At 60.8% G+C, this 17,725-nt stretch carries 19 protein-coding genes and 1 pseudogene; 9 read left to right on the plus strand and 11 right to left on the minus strand.

From position 1 onward, the window contains the following. Positions 1 to 6: 6 nt before the first annotated feature. Complete coding sequence (locus NE852_RS23465; protein WP_008524879.1) at positions 7 to 699, minus strand: glutathione S-transferase family protein; 693 nt, start codon at positions 697 to 699, stop codon at positions 7 to 9. Between the two features lie 230 nt (positions 700 to 929). Here NE852_RS23465 and NE852_RS23470 point away from each other — a divergent pair, with 230 nt between their 5' ends. After that, positions 930 to 1,727 (plus strand): undecaprenyl-diphosphate phosphatase, encoded by a 798-nt coding sequence (locus NE852_RS23470; protein WP_008524877.1) that lies wholly within the window; start codon positions 930 to 932, stop codon positions 1,725 to 1,727. A 226-nt stretch (positions 1,728 to 1,953) separates the two neighbouring features. Here NE852_RS23470 and NE852_RS23475 read toward each other — a convergent pair whose 3' ends face one another. The 8 genes from NE852_RS23475 to dnaN form a co-directional block, all read right to left on the minus strand. Continuing rightward, a complete protein-coding gene (locus NE852_RS23475) occupies positions 1,954 to 2,106 on the minus strand; it encodes a hypothetical protein (protein ID WP_008524876.1) in 153 nt (50 codons plus the stop codon). A 281-nt stretch (positions 2,107 to 2,387) separates the two neighbouring features. Next, positions 2,388 to 3,368 carry a complex I NDUFA9 subunit family protein gene (locus tag NE852_RS23480; protein WP_008524875.1) on the minus strand — a complete coding sequence of 327 codons (981 nt, stop codon included), beginning with the start codon at positions 3,366 to 3,368 and terminating at the stop codon, positions 2,388 to 2,390. Between the two features lie 110 nt (positions 3,369 to 3,478). After that, positions 3,479 to 3,766, minus strand: coding sequence for a DUF1330 domain-containing protein (locus tag NE852_RS23485; protein WP_258156144.1), 288 nt, complete (start codon positions 3,764 to 3,766; stop codon positions 3,479 to 3,481). A 26-nt stretch (positions 3,767 to 3,792) separates the two neighbouring features. Beyond that, positions 3,793 to 4,500, minus strand: a complete 708-nt coding sequence (gene pyrF, locus NE852_RS23490) for an orotidine-5'-phosphate decarboxylase (RefSeq protein WP_008524873.1) — start codon at positions 4,498 to 4,500, stop codon at positions 3,793 to 3,795. 6 nt (positions 4,501 to 4,506) lie between these two features. Beyond that, positions 4,507 to 5,088 carry a histidine phosphatase family protein gene (locus NE852_RS23495; protein WP_008524872.1) on the minus strand — a complete coding sequence of 194 codons (582 nt, stop codon included), beginning with the start codon at positions 5,086 to 5,088 and terminating at the stop codon, positions 4,507 to 4,509. Between the two features lies 1 nt (position 5,089). Further along, the gene (pmtA, locus tag NE852_RS23500) at positions 5,090 to 5,689 is read right to left on the minus strand and encodes a phospholipid N-methyltransferase PmtA (RefSeq protein ID WP_008524871.1); all 600 of its coding nucleotides are present in this window, start codon (positions 5,687 to 5,689) and stop codon (positions 5,090 to 5,092) included. A gap of 95 nt (positions 5,690 to 5,784) precedes the next feature. Beyond that, a complete protein-coding gene (locus NE852_RS23505) occupies positions 5,785 to 6,690 on the minus strand; it encodes a DUF72 domain-containing protein (protein WP_008524870.1) in 906 nt (301 codons plus the stop codon). A gap of 55 nt (positions 6,691 to 6,745) precedes the next feature. Further along, entirely contained in the window at positions 6,746 to 7,864 is a 1,119-nt protein-coding gene (gene dnaN / locus NE852_RS23510; protein WP_258156145.1) for a DNA polymerase III subunit beta, read from the minus strand. Between the two features lie 262 nt (positions 7,865 to 8,126). On the opposite strand from dnaN, the gene rsmI reads away from it, so the two are divergent. The 3 genes from rsmI (at position 8,127) to NE852_RS23525 (ending at position 10,024) form a co-directional block, all read left to right on the plus strand. After that, on the plus strand, positions 8,127 to 9,044 hold the full coding sequence (gene rsmI / locus NE852_RS23515; protein ID WP_037170949.1) for a 16S rRNA (cytidine(1402)-2'-O)-methyltransferase: 918 nt from the start codon (positions 8,127 to 8,129) through the stop codon (positions 9,042 to 9,044). Further along, positions 9,034 to 9,402 (plus strand): YraN family protein, encoded by a 369-nt coding sequence (locus tag NE852_RS23520; protein WP_008524856.1) that lies wholly within the window; start codon positions 9,034 to 9,036, stop codon positions 9,400 to 9,402. Before rsmI ends, NE852_RS23520 begins: the two co-directional genes overlap by 11 nt. A gap of 118 nt (positions 9,403 to 9,520) precedes the next feature. Beyond that, positions 9,521 to 10,024 (plus strand): cupin domain-containing protein, encoded by a 504-nt coding sequence (locus tag NE852_RS23525; protein ID WP_008524854.1) that lies wholly within the window; start codon positions 9,521 to 9,523, stop codon positions 10,022 to 10,024. A 29-nt stretch (positions 10,025 to 10,053) separates the two neighbouring features. Here NE852_RS23525 and NE852_RS23530 read toward each other — a convergent pair whose 3' ends face one another. Continuing rightward, positions 10,054 to 11,064, minus strand: a complete 1,011-nt coding sequence (locus tag NE852_RS23530) for a LacI family DNA-binding transcriptional regulator (protein ID WP_258156146.1) — start codon at positions 11,062 to 11,064, stop codon at positions 10,054 to 10,056. Between the two features lie 324 nt (positions 11,065 to 11,388). Here NE852_RS23530 and NE852_RS23535 point away from each other — a divergent pair, with 324 nt between their 5' ends. The 5 genes and pseudogenes from NE852_RS23535 to NE852_RS23555 all read left to right on the plus strand — a co-directional run. Beyond that, positions 11,389 to 12,372: a sugar ABC transporter substrate-binding protein gene (locus NE852_RS23535; RefSeq protein WP_008524846.1), complete on the plus strand. Its 984-nt coding sequence runs from the start codon at positions 11,389 to 11,391 to the stop codon at positions 12,370 to 12,372. A gap of 143 nt (positions 12,373 to 12,515) precedes the next feature. Beyond that, positions 12,516 to 14,051 (plus strand): sugar ABC transporter ATP-binding protein, encoded by a 1,536-nt coding sequence (locus NE852_RS23540; protein WP_258156147.1) that lies wholly within the window; start codon positions 12,516 to 12,518, stop codon positions 14,049 to 14,051. Continuing rightward, on the plus strand, positions 14,035 to 15,057 hold the full coding sequence (locus NE852_RS23545; RefSeq protein WP_008524838.1) for an ABC transporter permease: 1,023 nt from the start codon (positions 14,035 to 14,037) through the stop codon (positions 15,055 to 15,057). The genes NE852_RS23540 and NE852_RS23545 overlap by 17 nt, the downstream gene beginning before the upstream one ends. Before the next feature lie 104 nt (positions 15,058 to 15,161). Further along, on the plus strand, positions 15,162 to 16,109 hold the full coding sequence (gshB, locus tag NE852_RS23550; protein ID WP_008524835.1) for a glutathione synthase: 948 nt from the start codon (positions 15,162 to 15,164) through the stop codon (positions 16,107 to 16,109). 177 nt (positions 16,110 to 16,286) lie between these two features. Then, positions 16,287 to 16,934 (plus strand): annotated as a pseudogene (locus NE852_RS23555) (magnesium chelatase domain-containing protein); the annotation flags it as partial. Between the two features lie 133 nt (positions 16,935 to 17,067). Here NE852_RS23555 and NE852_RS23560 read toward each other — a convergent pair. Beyond that, entirely contained in the window at positions 17,068 to 17,595 is a 528-nt protein-coding gene (locus NE852_RS23560; RefSeq protein WP_008524831.1) for a hypothetical protein, read from the minus strand. Positions 17,596 to 17,725: the final 130 nt, after the last annotated feature.

The raw sequence follows: 17,725 nt of genomic DNA on the forward strand, positions 1-17,725 counted from the left end.
CCCTCGTCAGAAATCCAGATCGGCGTAGTGCGAAACCGGAGTGAGGCCGCGCACGCGCTCGGTCAGCATCGGCCGGAAGGATGGGCGCGATTTCAGCCGCTGATACCAGTCCTTCACGACAGGTGCGTCCGCCCATTCGATCTCGCCCAGATAATCGAGGATCGAGATCGAGGCGGCAGCGGCAAGATCGGCATAGCTCATCCGCTCGCCCGCCAGCCATTGGCGTGAGCCGGCAAGCCAGGTGAGATAGCGCATATGCTGTCGGATATTCGCGCGGGCCGTGCGCAAAATCTTCGAATCCGGCGCTCCGCCGCCCTGATCAGCCGTCATCTGCAACTTATAGACACGCTCGCGGGCAAGCGGCTTCGTCACGTCGTTTTCCATCTTCTGCATGAACCACTCGGTCAACCGGCGGATTTCCGCCCGCTGGAAAGGGTCCTCGGCGAGCAGCCGCCGGTCGCGCTTCAACACGCCATGCGTCTCGTCCAGATATTCGGAAATGACGGTCGCCCCGCACAGCGCGCGCATGCTGTCGTCGACATAGACCGGCAGCGTGCCGGCGGGGTTGAGGGCCAGGAAGTCCCGGCGCTTCTCCCATGTCTGCTCTTCGATCAGATCCGCCTGATAGCCGTATTCCGCCAGGATCAGCCGGACGAAGCGAGATGCGGATGACATGGGATGATGATAAAGCGTGGGCATCGATACTCGGGCTTTGTGATTGCTGTTACAGGACTGTGCGGCAGCTCAATTATAGCGCCCTAGTCATGACTCATTGGTTGAAGCTATAGGAGCTTGGCCCCGCCAATACAAGCGAATCGGATTTCTCGTCATCTGGCAATGGCGAAACACGGTCTAACGAATGAATGGAAGCGGCAGCCTGATCGGCCCAAGCGCTCAGGCCAGACCGAACTTTAAACCGGAGACAATGTATGGACTATATAAATGCTGCAATCCTCGGCGTCGTCGAGGGGATTACCGAATTCCTGCCGATCTCGAGCACGGGCCACCTGATCATTGCCGAGCAATGGCTCGGACACCGTTCGGACATGTTCAACATCGTCATCCAAGCGGGCGCCATCCTTGCCGTCACCATCATTTACTGGCGTCGCCTGCTGGATCTGGTGCTTGGCTGGCGTCAGCCTGAGAATCGCGATTATGCGGCCAAGCTGATCGTTGCCTTCCTCATCACCGCAATTCTGGGGCTGATCGTCAAGAAGCTCGGCTTCGAACTTCCGGAGACCGCAACGCCTATCGCCTGGGCGCTGATTATCGGCGGTATCTGGATGATCTTCGCCGAATGGGCTGCGGCGCGTAAGGCCCCTCACAAGGAGATCACCTGGCTTGTCGCCATTCTGGTCGGCATCGCCCAGATCGTCGCAGGCATCTTCCCGGGAACGTCGCGTTCCGGCGCCACCATCTTCGTCGCCATGCTGGCAGGCACCGGCAATCGCGCCGCGGCGACCGAATTCGCCTTTCTCGTCGGCATTCCCACAATGTATGCCGCCAGCGGCTATGAATTGCTGAAGACGTTCAAGGATGGCGGGGCGGCCGGCGAGGACTGGACCGCGCTTGGCATCGCCTTCGTCGTCTCCACCGTTGTCGCCTTCATCGCGGTCAAATGGCTCCTTGCCTATATCAGAAGCAACCGTTTCACGCTGTTTGCTATCTACCGCATCATCCTCGGCGTCTTGCTGCTTGGCATGGCCGCAACCGGGTTGATCGCCTGATCATCCCCGCCGCATTGCATTCGCGTCACTCCCGGCGTGAATGCAATTGCCCGGCCGACGCTGCAAGCGGGCACGCGATGAGCGGTAAGCCGATTTTTCAGATAGCGATATTGAGAAAATAGCCTTGCCGCTTTTAAGGCAGGCTGAGCTTTGATGAAACACCTTGTTTCAGGTGTTTCTAGACTGTTGTCTTAGGCAGAACGCCGGCGCAGACGGCCGGCCACTTTCAGTGGCTGATCGAAGCCGTAGAGCAAGGATCGACGCCGTAGGCCGGTGAGCAATCGCCCTTCACCGCCGCGACCGAACCGGGCGCAACGAAAGAGCCTGCAAGGATAACCAGCGCCGCACACGCAAACAGGAGCGCGATTGACTTGCCCATCGAGAATGCCTTTCACAGTGATTGCCGCGCGCTATCGCAGGCGTTGAAACCTTCAGAAGACGCGCGGGGTTTGGTAGTCAGTGGAATGACAAATAGCAATAAACGTTCCTGCTAAATTTGGTGTTAATTCCACAAAATTTCCGGTGCGTCTTTTATGCAACGCCGATCGAGATGACGGGCAGAAAAACATGGCGAACTTGCGCCAGGATTGCCGGATGCCACACGAAAAAAACGCCGCACGCGTTATCCGCGGGCGGCGTTTTCCATTGTCTGAAATATGATCAGGCAGCCTTGCCGGTGCCGGTATACTGGCCGTGCGGGCGATACTGCACGAGGTAGGAACCGAGCACCGATGCCGGCATGGTGGGCGTGATGCCGAGGCCTTTCAGCGTGCGGCCTTCCGCCTCGGCTTCTCTGGAGACGATATTGTCGTGCTTGAGCAGGCGCACCTGATCCGGCGTGATCGGCGGCGTTATGAAGGGGATCATCGAAGCGATGCTGCCGATCATCGAGGCGATGCCGAAGGGCAGGGATACCAGCGGGTTCTTGCGGTTCGTCACCTTCAGCATCATCTCGAGACATTCGCGGAAGGTCAGTACCTCGGGCCCGCCGAGTTCATAGATCTTGCCGCCGGCCACCTTGCCATCAACGGCGCGGGCAACGGCCTCGGCGATATCTTCGACATAGACAGGCTGGAATTTCGTCTTGCCGCCGCCGACCAGCGGCAGAACCGGCGACATGCGCGCCATGTCGGCGAACTTGTTGAAGAAGCTGTCCTCCGGTCCGAAGACGATCGACGGGCGGAAGATCACCGCATCGGGCTTGATGGAGTGGATGGCGGCTTCGGCGCGGCCCTTGGTGCGGCCATAATCCGAAACGGATTTGGCGTCGGCGCCGATCGCCGAAATATGGACGAGGCCGGCGCCGGCGTTGCGTGCCGCTTCAGCGACCGCGCGGCCGCCGAATTCCTGCACTGCGTCGAAGGTATTGCGGCCGGTTTCGTGCAGAATGCCGACGCAGTTGATGACATGGCTTGCACCCTCGACGGCGCGGTCGATCGAATTGCGATAACGCAGGTTCGCTTGCACGAAAGAGATCTGGCCAACATTGCCGAGCGGCTGCAGGAAGCCGGCGAGATCGGGGCGGCGCACGGCAACGCGGATGCGATAGCCACGCTTGGCAAGCGCGCGAACCACGTGCCTGCCCACGAAGCCGGACCCTCCGAACACGGTGACGAGCGGGGGCAGGTTGGCAAGGGTCATGGCAGGCTCCTCGAAAGGCTGTGCGGGATGCTGTATCGGCTCCGTCTTAGCCGAATCCCGGCGCGACGGGAAGGCCTATCGCGCCGCGAGTTTTGCGGATGCGAAGGTGGTCAGATGCCCTCGACGACGACCATTTCCGCATCCGCCACTTCCTGGCGGATTTTCGCGGCGATCTGGTATTCCGGCGAATTGTAGCAATCGACGGCGTGCTGCATCGAGGGGAATTCGATCACGACGTTGCGGGCGCGCGCCTTGCCTTCGAGTTCGGTGAAGGCGCCGCCGCGCGCCAGGAAATTCGCGCCGTATTTTTCGAAGGCCGGCTTGGCCGCCGCCACATAATCCTTGTAGCGCTCGGCATCGCGAACGTCGACGCGGGCGATCCAGTATCCCTTGGCCATGGTCTTCTCCCTTTTGCCGTTAAATCTCAGCGGTTTGCCGGCCAGAGCGCCGTCACCATCTCGTTGAGGACGGCGCGGGCGGCCTCCTTCGGATCGGGCGCCTTGACGATCGGCCGGGCAACGACGAGATGCGTAGCTCCCGCCTTCAGCGCGTCGAACGGGGTCATCACCCGCTTCTGGTCGCCCTTGTCGCTGCCTGTCGGGCGGATACCGGGTGTCACGATCGCCATGTCGGGCCCGATGATCTCGCGCACCTCGGCCGCTTCCGCCGCAGAGCAGACAATGCCGCCCATGCCGGCCGTGCGCGCCTGTTCGGCGCGGCGCAGCACTAGGCTATGCGGATCTTGGCTGTAGCCGGCCTCGGCAAGGTCTTCGGCATCCATCGAGGTGAGCACGGTGACACCCAGAAGGCAGAGGCCGGAGCCGGCAGCGGCCGCGACCGCAGCCTTCATTGCTTTGGGATAGGCATGCAGCGTCAGCATCGACATGCCCATCTTGGCGATGTTCTCGACGCCCGAGGCGACCGTGTTGTCGATGTCGAGTAGCTTCATGTCGAGAAAGATCTTCTTGCCGCTTGCGGCGAGTTCGCGGGCGAATTCCAGCCCGCCGGCGAAGACCAGCTGGTAGCCGATCTTATAGAAGAGAACGTCGTCGCCGAGCGTGGAAACCAATCTTTCGGCCTCGCCGATCGTTGGAACATCCAGGCCGACGATCAGCCGCTCGCGTGCGTCCATGTGAAGTCACCCCCGCCAGTCTTCGATGGGTGTCCAGTCGCATGATAAGCGGCGATCCGCAAGGTCGAAAGCATAGAGATTGCCGCCCCCGCCCGGCTGGTCGCGGTCGCGCGAGATCGGCCTGCCTGCCAAATGGCATTTGAGCAGCGTGCCGACGCCGCCATGGCCGACGAAGGCGATCGGCGCTGCCGCATCATGCGTCGCAAGAACGCTATTCACCGCCTCGACGATGCGGCGTTGGGCGTCGATGGCCCGTTCCCAACCTTTGAAGCTTTCCTCCGGGTTGGCAAAGAACCAGTTGGCGGCTTCTTCGAACTGTGGCGGTGGCAGGAAGCCAGTAGCCGAGCGATCGTTCTCATGCATGCCATGGACGATCTCTATCCTGGCGCCGGAGGCTTCGGCCAGGATCTCGGCCGTCTCGATCGCCTTCGTCTCGTCGCTGGAGATGATGCGCCGCAGCTGCTTGGCCCAGCCGCTCTCGGCGGCTTTGAGGGCGCGCGCGGCGCCGACATCGGAAAGCCCCCATTTCGGCACGGGAACATTCGCATCAATCTTGACTTGCGGATGAGTGATATAAAGTCCGAACATCTCAGCCGCGCCGGTAGATCCAGAGCTGCGCCGGCGGAATGTTGCGGACCACGAAATCGAAATGCTGGATGTGGTAGCGGTCCGGATTGGCAGCGATCGGCGAGATCGCGCCATACGAGATCTGCACCACCGGCCGTCCGGCGGGCAGGCGATCGAGCAGGCTTTCGAGCAGCGAGACGCGCATCGCCATCGGGAAGTTCAGAAGCGGAATGCACGAGACGACAGAATCGAATGTCCGGTCGCCGAAATCGCCGAGCGTCGCCTGAAGATCGAAGGCGTCGCCGTTGATGAAGCGTACGCCGGGATAGGCCCGCTTCAGATGCTCATGGAAATCCGTCGAATATTCGATCGCGACGAGGTTTTCCGGCTTCACGCCGCGGCCGAGGATGGCCTTGGTGACGGCGCCTGTGCCCGGTCCGAGCTCCAGCACCGGCAGCCCTGAATTGAGGTTGATGACGCTTGCCATGCGTTTGGCGGTGATCGAGGAGGTCGGCACGATGGAGCCGACCGTCTTTGGTCCCTGCATCATGCCTCTGAAGAAGCGGATCTCGTCGTCGAACCTCTTGCCCAGCCGCTCTTTCACTCTGACACGTAAGCTCATTCTCCACCCATTTGCATATTGACCTGACGCTCTAATATGCGCGTTGTCGCTGCCGGGACAAGGTTTTTCGCAACAGGAACATCGGCATCAACAGCTCATGCAGCCTTTCGGGTGGAGCGAGGCGGGAGATCGGAAAGCCTTTCGGCCAGATGCTCGGCGTCGACAGGCGCGCGCAGCTTCTTATCCGTGTTGTCGAAATAGAGATAGACATCGCGGCCTGTGGCGCGCGCCGGCACGGGTTCAAGCACCCGCATCGCATCGTCGGGTTCTCCGCCCGTTGCCCAGGCGCGAATGCGTTCGGCCCATAGATCGAGCGCTTCGTCCTCATAGCCGCTGACATAAAGCTGCTCCGAACCATGCAGGCGGCAATAGATAAAGTCAGCGGTGATATCCATCAATAGCGGCCATTTCACCGTATCGGCGCAGACAAGAGCGACCTTGTGTCGCCGAAGCATCTCGATGAATTCAGCTGAGCGGAAGCTGTCGTTGCGGATTTCCAGCGCATGGCGGATCGGTTGATGCCCGTCGCTTCTCAGCCAAGCGTGTTTGAGGCGCGCGTCGTGGCGCTTGGCAAGCGCTATCGCCGCATCGTGATCATGCGGCAGCAGTGACAGGAAATTTTCGTAACGAGCCGGATCGAAGGCCATATTCGGCGGAAATTGCCAGAGGATCGGCCCGAGTTTGGGGCCGAGCCTGAGCAGGCCGGAGCCGAAAAAATTGGCAAGTGGCGCCACGATCTCCTGCAGCCGCCGCACATGCGTAAGGAAGCGCGGCCCTTTGACCGCGAAGACGAAATCATCCGGCGTTTCGTCCCGCCAGCGGCCGAAGCTTTCAGGCCGCTGCAAGCCGTAGAAAGTGCCGTTGATCTCGATCGAGCGGAAGTGCCGGGCGGCGTAGGAAAGCTCCTGCTTCTGCGGCAGATCCTCCGGATAGAATTGCCCGCGCCAAGGCGCATAGGTCCAGCCTGAAATGCCAATGCGCACCGCTCCCGTCTTTTTCATCCTGAATTCCTCCGGCCTGACGGGAGGAAACCGGAAACGGGCGCCTTCGTTCCCGTCAGACGCGCATCGGCATCAGCACGTAGAGGGCGTCGTCGCCGGCCGTATCGCGGATCAGCGTCGGCGAGCCGGCATCGGCCAGCAGGAAGATCGCCTCCTCGCCGGAAAGCTGCGCGGTGATGTCGAGCAGGTATTTGGCATTGAAGCCGATTTCCATTGCGTCCGTATCGTAGCCGACGGCGACTTCCTCGGTCGCACTGCCGGAATCCGGATTGTTGACGGTCAGCATCAGCTGCCCTTCGGAAAGCGCGAGCTTCACGGCGCGGCCGCGTTCGGAGGAGATCGTGGAGACGCGGTCGACGGCTTGCGCGAAGGTCGTGCAGTCGACGCGCATTTCCTTGTCATTGCCTGTGGGAATGACGCGCTGGTAATCCGGGAAAGTGCCGTCGATCAGCTTCGAGGTCAGGACGATCGAGCCGATCGTCATGCGGATCTTGGCATCGGAAACCTCGACGGTCACGACCGCCTCGGGATTGTCGACCAGCTTCTGCAGCTCGCCGACCGTCTTGCGCGGAATGATGATGCCGGGCATGCCCTCGGAGCCGGCAGGCGCATCGACGTCGGCGCGCGCCAGGCGGTGGCCGTCGGTCGCAACGGCCCGCAATTTCAGGTCGCCCTTGCTTTCGATCGTGTGGAAGAAGATGCCGTTGAGATAATAGCGCGTCTCTTCCGTCGAGATTGCAAACTGCGTGCGGTCGATCAGCATCTTCAGATCGGTCGCCTTCAGCTTGAACGAATGCGTGAAGGTGCCGGCGGTCAGATCCGGAAAGTCGGATTCCGGCAGGCACTGCAGCGAGAATTTCGAGCGGCCGGACTGCACGGTCATCGAGCCGCCGTCGGTGCTGGTGGCAAGCAGCACTTCCGAACCGTCGGGAAGCTTGCGCACGATGTCGTAGAGAAGATGGGCGGGAACGGTGGTGGCGCCGGCCTGCTCGACGCTTGCCGGCGTCGCCTCGGTAATTTCGAGGTCGAGGTCGGTCGCCTTCATGTCGAGGTTCTGGCCGTCGGCCTTGAGCAGTACGTTGGACAGGATCGGGATCGTGTTGCGACGTTCGACCACGCGGTGGACGTGGTTCAGCGATTTCAACAGGTTTGACCGCTCAATAGTAATACGCATGGGATGCTACCGCTTTCGACCGTGACTGTCCGGGCGCGTCGAGCACCCGAAGAAATGCTTTCCCGACCGTGAGATCGAGGGAGTGGACGGGCAAAATGGCAGACTTCAGCATCGGATTGCAAGAGGCATGGAGGACCGGGCGCGTGCATTTCAGGTTTTCCAGAGCAATCCTCACAGAAATCCGAACCCTTGCCGAAGCGGGGCCGCTCGCCCATAAAGGCCGATGAACCGGCGCGGCGCCGGCGGGACGAAAGCAAATGGCATGACTGAGGAAACGACAGCGGAAACCGCCGGCCGGCGAAGCTTCCGCCTGCACAATGCAACGGTGCCGGCACGGCCGCTGGAACCGGCGCTCTATCTGGTCGCGACCCCTATCGGCAATCTCGGCGACATCACGCTGCGCGCGCTGGAAACGCTCGCCGGCGCCGATGTGCTCGCCTGTGAGGATACCCGCGTCACCCGCGTGCTGCTCGATCGCTACGGTATCCAGAACCGTCCCTTTTCCTATCACGAGCACAATGCCGATGAGGCCGGTCCCCGGCTTTTACAGGCGCTGGAGGCGGGCCGGTCGGTGGCGCTGGTTTCCGATGCCGGCACACCGCTCGTTTCCGATCCCGGCTACCGGCTGGCGCAGCAGGCGATCGCGGCGGGTTATCGCGTCGTTCCCATCCCCGGGGCGTCGGCGCCGCTCGCAGCTCTTGTCGGTTCCGGCCTGCCGAATGATGCCTTCCTCTTTGCCGGTTTCCTGCCGGTCAAGGACAAGGCCCGCCGCGACCGGCTGGGTGAATTTGCCGCGGCATCGGCGACGCTGATCTTCTTTGAATCGCCGCATCGCATCGGCGCAACGCTTCTCGCCGCCGCCGATGTGCTCGGTGGCACACGCCAAGCCTCCGTCTGCCGCGAACTGACCAAGACCTATGAGGAGTTCCGCCGCGGCACGCTGGCAGAGCTTGCCGCCCATTATCAGCAGGTGGAAAACGTCAAGGGCGAGATCGTCCTCGTCGTCGGTCCGCCGGAACCGGTCGAGACTGATGAGGCCGATGTCGAGGCCGTGCTCGCGGATCTGTCGAAAACTATGCCGACGGCCAAGGCCGCGACCGAGGCGGCCCGGCTCACCGGCCTGCCACGCAAGGTGCTCTACCAGCGCCTGCTGGAGATGAAGGGCGCCGATGGCCGATAGCGATCTCACCGCCATCAGGAGGAAGGCCCAGCGCTGGGGTCGCGTGTCGGAATATGTCGCGGCCGTCTTCCTGATGCTGAAGGGCTATCGCATCCTGGCGCTGCGCCACCGCACCAGGCTCGGCGAAATCGATATCGTCGCTCGCAAGGGCGATCTCGCCATCTTCGTCGAAGTCAAAGCACGTCATGACGAGGGCGCGGCCGTCGATGCTGTCTCTGTTGTCGCGCAAAAGCGGATAAGGGCGGCAAGCGATCTCTGGCTTGCGCGTCAGGCTGACTACCCCCGCCTTTCCCAGCGTTATGATATCGTGGCGGTCATGCCGGGCCGGCTGCCCCGGCACTTTCCCGACGCCTTCTGATATCTCTCTGCTTTTCACGGCTTTCGGATCGTTAAAATTTTAGTCCCGGCTTGAACGAGCTCCTTACGACTCTCTGCTATCCACGGCCTTGGTAGGGATAACAATTGGGGGTTGTTTCATGGCCTGGAACCTGATGCTTGCAAGCGCGGTCGCCATGGCTGCGCGTTCTGTGCCTTATATCGCGCAGAAGCCGGCCGGAAAATCCTTTGTGGCGCATGCAAGCGACCACCTGCCGCTGAAATCAACGCCGATCAACCCGGATTGGATTGTCGCAGGTAACCCACAGGCGCGTACCGCCGAACATTCGCGCGGTCATGACGAAGCATCGCTGACGGCGATCTGGGATTGCACGGCGGGCGAATTCCGCTGGTATTTCGGCTGGGACGAGACCGTGATGATCCTCGAAGGCGAGGTGCATATCACCGCCGAGGACGGTACGCAGCGAACCCTTGCCGTGGGCGACGTCGCCTTTTTTGCGGGCGGAACCTGGGCGAACTGGCGAGTCGACAACTACGTCCGCAAGGTCGCCTTCCTGCGCAAGCCTTTCCCGAAGCCTTTGGCGATCGCCTATCGTCTCCGCAACATGCTGCGCAATGGCGCCAACCAGGGCATCGCCGCCTGATTTTCGCTGCCGATAGTGCTGCTATGTGCTTAGTCGGGCTGCGGCGGGGCGGTCGTTTCTCCGGTTAAAACCTCGCAGGCAAACAGGATCGGATTGTCGAGGTCGGGGGCGGCTCGCTTGTTCAAGAGAACGGCCACCGCCGCAGCCGCCACGTCCTGAATCGGCTGCTTCACCGTCGTCAGGCGTGGCGTCGTCATGCTTGCGAGCGGAATACCGTCGAAGCCGACGACGGAAAGGGCTGCCGGCACCGGGATTCCCAGATCATGCGCCGCCCGCATGCAGCCGATCGCCTGCTGGTCCGAACTTGCAAAGATCGCCGTTGGTCGCTCGTTGCGGGCACGGGCCAGAAGATAGTTGCCCGCCCAACGGCCGCTCTCATAGTCGAAAGCCGCCTCGGCGATCAGCGGCGATCCTGCCATTGCCGCGTCGGCGCCCGCCTGCTCCATCGCGTCAAGATAGCCCCGGAGACGATCATTGGCGGGGACGGAATGTCCAGGCCCCGAGATGAAGCCGATGCGGCGGTGCCCGAGCTTCAGGAGATGCTCGACGCCAAGGCGAACGCCATGGCGGTGATCGGCGGCAATGCCGGAATATCCCGGCATGAGGCGGTCGACCACAACGATCGGCAGTCCTTTCGGCAGCTTGAGCGTGTGAAAATCATTGCTGGGAACGAGAATGATGCCGTCCACCTTCCGGCTCGTCAGCTGTCGGATGCGGTCAGCCTCCTTGGCCGCATGATCGAAGGAGGTCATGACGATGATATTATATCCGTGATTTGCCGCCGCCTGCTCCGCGGATTGGACCAGTTCCGCAAAGAACGGATTGGTGAGATCCGGAATGACGATGCCGATGAGGCGGCTGACCTTGCTGCGCATGCTTCTCGCGGACGGATCGGGCATATAGCCGAGTTCCCTGATGATCTCGCCGACACGTGCCCGCAATTCCTTCGTCACGGAGGGATGATCGTTCAGAACTCTCGAAACGGTCCCTGTGGAAACGCCCGCGAGCTTGGCAACGTCTCTAATTCCGACCTTTGACATAACAGAAACAGTGGCCCTTCATCTTCGCCTTCGGACGAGGTCCGATCGAGGCGTCCAGCTAATGGTCTTTACGGCCCTAGTCAAAGGGCTGCATTTCAAGGGAGACGGTCATCTTCCACAACATGAGCGCAGCAAATATGCGATGGAAACGGTTCATCATGAATCCTCTCCGATGCGTCGACCACTGTCAATCCGGATGCAGTCTGGCAGGTTTTTGGCTGCTTGACAATTTCTGACGGCGTGCTACCCAGATGGTGTTGGAAACGGTTCATTGCCGAGGGCAACTCAGATGCAACTGAGCCCAGAGCCGTTCGGGAGGAAAAAATGTCCAATTCTGTGAAGCATGAATCCGTCATCAGTGCGCCCCGTCGCGCTGCATTGAAGCTCGGGCTTGCCGGCACGTTGGTGCTGGCGCTGTCCTGCGGCGTATCGCCTGCCTTTGCGGCCGGCAAGCCGAAGGTCGGCCTGATCATGAAGTCTCTGTCCAATGAGTTCTTCAAGCAGATGAAGGCTGGCGCTGATAAGTATGCGGCCGAAAACAAGGACAAGTTCGACTTCAAGGCCGTCGGCATGAAGGACGAGCGTGATTTCGCTGCGCAGGTCGACGCCGTCGAAAACTTCGTCACCCAGAAATACGATATCATCGTCGTGGCGCCCGCCGATTCCAAGGCGATGGCGACCCCGCTGGCAAAGGCCGTGAAGGCAGGCGTCAAGGTCATCAACATCGACGTGCCGCTCGATGCCGACGCCAAGAAGAAGGCCGGGATCGATCTCGCTTTCTTCGGTCCCGACAATAAGGAAGGGGCGAAGCTTGCCGGCGATGCGCTGGCCAAGGATCTCGGCCCCGGCGCCAAGGTCGTCATCCTCGAGGGCAACCCCGAGGCCGACAATGCCAAGGAGCGCAAGGAAGGCTTCATGGATTCCGTCAAGTCGGGCAAGCTTGAGCTTCTCGACAGCAAGACGGCCCATTGGGAGACGGAAGAAGCCAATACCGTCATGACGAATTTCCTGACCAAGTATAAGGATATTCAGGGCGTCATGGCCGCCAACGACTCCATGGCCCTCGGCGTCGTCAAGGCTCTCGATGCGGCCGGCCAGGCCGGCAAGATCAAGGTCGTGGGCTTCGACAACATTCCGCCGGTGCAGCCGCTGATCAAGGACGGTAAGATGCTTGCGACAGTCGAGCAGTACGGCGCGCAGATGGCGGTCATGGGCATCGACTATGGCCTGCGTGAACTTGCCGGCGAAAAATTCACCGGCTGGGTCAAGACCGACGTCAAGCTCGTCACGGCTGCCGACCTCAAGTAGTCGCGGGTACCGACCGCAAGGTAACGGAGGCGCCGGCTTCGGCCGGCGCCAATCGCTTTAAGCGTTGATTGCGCCGGATGAGCGCTCTCGCCGCGCATCTTTTCAGGCGCGCAAAGAACGCTGCAATACTTCGAATTAAACAGATGCATGAGGCTGACGTGTCAGACGCACCAGATGACGACATCCTGAGACTGGAAGGGATCGGCAAGCGCTTCCCCGGCGTCGTGGCACTCAAGGATGTGTCCATGCGGATCGGCCGCGGCAAGGGGCATATTCTTCTTGGTGAGAACGGTGCGGGAAAGTCGACCCTGATCAATCTGCTTGGCGGCGTCTTCAGGCCGGATGACGGTCACATCCTGTTTGATGGCCAGCCTTACCATCCGGGTTCCCCGTTGGAGGCTTTCAGGGCCGGCATCCGCGTCATTCACCAGGAACTGCATCCGCTTTCCAATCTGACGGTTGCCGAAAACCTCCTTTTTGAGCATCTGCCGCGCCGATACGGCCTGGTGAACTATAAGGAAATGAATAAGAGGGCGGCCGAGCTCCTCGAAGAGGTCGGCCTTGACGTACCGCCGACGATGCTGGCGAGCCGCCTCAGCGTCGCCCAGCTTCAGCTGGTCGAGATCGCCAAGGCGCTCTGCTACGAAAGCAAGCTCCTTGTTCTCGACGAACCGACGGCGACCCTGACCTCCAAGGAGGTCGATCGCCTATTTGAAATTCTGAAGCGGCTGAAGCGGCGCGGCGTCACCACGCTCTATATCTCTCACAGGCTGGAGGAGATCTTCGAGGTCGGTGACGATGTGACCGTGCTGCGCGACGGCCAGCATGTGATCACCCGTCCGCTGGCCGGACTGGCTATTCCCGATATCGTCGAACTCATGGTCGGTCGAAAGCTTTCGGATCATGGCCACTTCCGTGGCGACAGCGCAGTGTCGGGAGAGGCGCTCGGCGTTTCCGGCCTGAAGGTGACGCGCAATAGCCCGGAACTGTCATTCTCCGTCGCCAAGGGGGAAATCGTCGGTATTGCCGGCCTTGTAGGCAGCGGCCGGACGGAGGCGGTCCGCGCCATATTCGGCGCCGACGCCAAGGCTGCCGGCGAAATCCGTGTGGATGGTGCGCCGGTCGAGATCAGTTCGCCCAGCGATGCGGTTGCTGCCGGCCTGTGCCTGGCGACCGAAGACCGCAAGATGCAGGGCTTGATGCTCGACATGAGCTGCGCTGAAAACACCACCATCACCGACCTCGCCAAGATTTCCCGCAACGGCCTGATCATGGGCAAAACCGAGGATGATCACGCGCAGCGCCTCGTGCGTGAGCTCAGGATCAAGACGCCCTCCATCCGTCAGGCCGTCAGGACCTTTTCCGGCGGCAACCAGCAGAAGGTGGTCATTGCAAAATGGCTGTTCCGCGGTCCGAAGGTCTTGATTTTCGATGAGCCGACGCGCGGGATCGACGTGGGTGCGAAGGCCGAGATTTATGAGCTTCTGTGGAAGTTTGCGGCCGAAGGAAAAGGTGTTCTGGTCGTCTCTTCGGATCTGCCGGAACTCATCGGCATCTGCCATCGCATCGTCGTCTTTTCCGACGGCAAGATAGCTGGTGAAATACATCGGGACCAATTCGACGAGAGCAGGATCCTTTCGCTCGCCTACAAGGAGTATAGCCGTGTCCGCCAACATTGAAAAACAGACCGAGGCGAAAGAGGTGAGCTTCTGGGACAAGCTTATCCGGATCTCGATGAAGGAAGCGGGCGTGGCTATCGCCCTCGTTCTGATCCTGGCGTTTTTCTCGGCGACCGCGCCGTACTTCGCAACGCCGGAGAACTTCCTCAAGATCTTCGTGCAGATTGCCATAAACACCGTGCTTGCTGCGGGCATGACCTTCGTCATCCTCATCGGCGGCATTGATCTTTCGGTCGGATCGCTGCTTGCCCTTTGCACGGTCATCGGCGCGACGATCATGATCGATCCGCAGTTTTCCCCCTGGCAGGCGATCGTTCTGGCCTGCCTGGCGTCGATGGGTACGGGGGCTGCCCTTGGCGCCATCAACGGCTGGATCTGCGAAAAGTGGAAGCTGCCTTCCTTCATCGTCACCCTTGGCATGCTGAACGTTGCGAGCGGCCTGGCGCGCGTCGTCAGCGACAATTCCACGATCACAGGCCTGCCGCAGCCTTTCGTCGATTTCGGCAACCTGATCTTCTGGGGCATATTTCCCTCGATCTTCCTGATCGCGATCGTTGTCGTGCTCATCGGCTGGTTCGTGCTGCGCTATACCGTCTTCGGCCGCTTCGTCTTCGCCATCGGCACCAATGAAGAGGCTGTCCGGCTGTCGGGGCATCAGCCGAAGAGATACAAGATCGCGGTCTTCACGATCTCCGGCCTGACGGCAGGCATTGCCGCCATGGTCTATCTGCTGCGTCTCAACGTCGGCAGCCCGGTCGCCGGCATCGGCTACGAGCTGAATGCCATCGCCGCCGTCATCATCGGTGGCACCAGCCTCTCTGGCGGTAAGGGCTCGATCGTTGGCACGCTGGTCGGCGCCTGCATTCTGCAGGTGCTGTCGACGGGACTGCAACTGCTTGGCGCCGACGACAACATCAAGCCGATCGTCATCGGCGCCGTCATCGTGCTCGCCGTCATTCTCGACAGCTATCGCGGCCGGTTGATGCGGATCCTCGAAACGCGTTGATCAGCGGGAGCGAGCGTAGGCAACGGCCGATCGGAAGCCCGATTGGCCGTTGCGTTTGATATCGGGTCGACCTACATCTGTCCGGCATTCAGCGAGGGACGGAAATGGCCAAGATCACCAATGTAGCGGTCCAGATGGACCATGTCGCCGGCATCAATATCGCAGGCGATTCCACCTTCGCCATGAGCCTGGAGGCGCAGGCGCGCGGCTACAGGCTTTTCCATTACACGCCCGAGCGCCTGAGCTTCCGCGACGGCAAGCTCTTCGCCAGCGTCGAGCCGATGGTTCTGCGCGACGTCAAGGGCGATCACTTCGAGCTCGGTGCCCCCGAGCGCATCGATCTCTCGACCATGGATGTGGTGCTGCTGCGCCAGGATCCGCCCTTCGACATGGCCTACATCACCTCGACGCACCTGCTTGAGCGTATCCACCCGAAGACGCTCGTCGTCAACGATCCGGCCTGGGTGCGCAATTCGCCGGAGAAGATCTTCGTCACCGAATTTGCCGACCTGATGCCGAAGACGCTGATCACCAAGGATCCGGCCGAAATCCGCCGCTTCCGCGACGAGATGGGCGATATCATCCTGAAGCCGCTCTACGGCAATGGCGGTGCTGGCGTCTTCCATTCGACCCGCGACGACCGCAACCTCTCCTCGCTGTTGGAGATGTTCGGCCAGCTCTTCCGCGAGCCTTTCATCGCCCAGCAATATCTGCCTGACGTACGCAAGGGCGACAAGCGCATCATCCTGGTCGACGGCGAATTCGCCGGCGCGATCAACCGCGTTCCGGCCGAGCATGACAGCCGCTCCAACATGCATGTCGGCGGCCGCGCCGAGGCAACCGAGCTGACGCCGCGCGAAAAGGAGATCTGCGAGCGTATCGGTCCGGCGCTGAGGGAGCGCGGCTTCCTGCTCGTCGGCATCGATGTGATCGGCGATTACATGACCGAGATCAACGTCACCTCGCCGACGGGCATCCGCGAAGTCAGGAAGTTCGGCGGCGCCGATATCGCAGCCTTGCTTTGGGATGCGATCGAGCGCAAGCGCGGCTGAGATCGCGGTCTTAACCCGCTTCCCCGCCGTGGCCGGATACAACCGCGTCACGGCCGATACTCTGAGTATGTTCTTTTATCGTTCTTGTTTTATTCCTTCTTCCATGCAAGATTGCAACCGCTGGCCTTGAAGGCTGCAGGGCGGTAAGTAAAAGTTGGTGGGGCAAGGGGTAGGCGGATGGTCGCGCGCGTCAGCACGGTCGCATTTCAGGATATCGAAGGCGTGCCGGTCGAGGTCCAGGTTATGGTCGCGCCCGGCAAGGTCGGAATGCAGATCGTCGGCCTGCCTGACAAGGCCGTTGCCGAAAGCCGCGAGCGCGTGCAGGCGGCTCTTCACGCCTCTGGCCTGGCGCTGCCGGCCAAGCGTGTCACCGTCAATCTGGCACCGGCCGATCTGCCGAAGGAAGGCTCGCACTTCGATCTTCCCATCGCGCTTGCTTTGATGGCAGCCCTCGGTGCCATTCCCGCCGATGCGCTGCAGGATTTTGTCGTCGTCGGCGAGCTCAATCTCGATGGAACGATCGCCGCCATATCAGGCGCACTGCCGGCCGCGATCGGCGCCAATGCGCTCGGCAAGGGCCTGATATGCCCGGCCGAAAGCGGCGCCGAAGCAGCCTGGGCGGGCGCCGACGTCGATATCCTAGCACCCCGCAGCCTGATCGCCCTTGCCAATCATTTCCGCGGCACGCAGGTGCTATCCCGGCCGGAGCCCTCGATCCGCGCCAATGCCGCCAATCTGCCCGACCTCGCTGAGATCAAGGGCCAGGAAAGCGCCAAGCGCGCCCTCGAAGTGGCCGCCGCCGGCGGTCATAATCTTCTGATGGTCGAAACAAAAGACCCGCCAGACTTCTATAGTGAATATTCTAAAGGGCAGAGACGGGTGACGACGCAATAAATCCGCCAAGCCGCTGTTTTGAGTTGCTAACGGCAATGAGAGCAGCCGCGCAGGCCATCAAGTGTTACGTTTGGGGTGGCTTGGGAGAAGCGCGATTAATAGCTTCAATAGCGCTCATGCGGACAATAATGTCTTGGTACCGTTGGAACGACCAGTACCACCAAAATATCCCGACGAATAAAAGGCCAAGGCCGCCATAAAGCAGGGTGTAGACGTTCGTGCGATTGAAGTCGTGGAAATCCTGCTCCCATCTATTTTTCAAACGTGCCAAGAGTAGTTGCTCGTTCGTGTCGCGAAGCTGCTTAGCCTCGGAATGATTAGCGGGAAGTGTGCGGATTAAATCGCGGTATTCCCTATATCGACCATACACGTCTTCCCCTGAGATGTTATCCGCCAGCGGCTTTGCATCAAGCCCAACATCCTTGAGGCGATCAATGAGGATTGTCATGCGGGAATACGTGCCCGATCCAGAGTCCTCGAAAGGCTTTGTATCAGCGGCCATAAGGTAGAACGCGCCCAAAATCATTGCGATGCCGGCGAACGTGCTTAGCTTGTAAAGATGATCGGTCGGGAGCTGAGGAAATGGGAACATGGTCTAATCTAGCGTGATTCTTAGACTAATCTGAATAAGGCCAGCGCTGAGGCTGGCCCATATGTCTCATTAAAACCGTCTGCACTGTCTAGGCTATCTCATGGCGGCGTTTAGCGACTCTGCGACTGCA

Source organism: Rhizobium sp. Pop5 (assembly GCF_024721175.1).
GTDB lineage: Bacteria > Pseudomonadota > Alphaproteobacteria > Rhizobiales > Rhizobiaceae > Rhizobium.